Genomic DNA, 231 nt, shown 5'->3' with positions numbered 1-231 from the left:
GGCCGGGGGCCGGCGGGTCGCCGCCGGGCAGGGGTGTGAAGTCGGCCGGGCCCGGGATCGGCAGCCGGGTGGAGAGCCGGCCGCCCGCGTCCACCGCGTACAGGCGCCCGTTCATCCCGGCCAGCGCGATCGCGCCGCCCGCCGCACCGATCGCCCGCCACGGCGCACTCGCCTCGGGGTCGGCCGGCAGGTCGGCCGTGCCGACGTGGTGCAGCATGTCGTCGGCGGCCA

General features: G+C 80.5%; 1 pseudogene. It reads right to left on the bottom strand.

Features of this window, described 5'->3' with window-relative positions:
* Positions 1-231 (bottom strand): annotated as a pseudogene (locus GT354_RS16900) (hypothetical protein); the annotation flags it as partial.

The organism is Streptomyces sp. SID3343, from assembly GCF_009865215.1.
Classification (GTDB): domain Bacteria; phylum Actinomycetota; class Actinomycetes; order Streptomycetales; family Streptomycetaceae; genus Embleya.
This window is presented reverse-complemented; position numbering and strand designations above follow the sequence as displayed.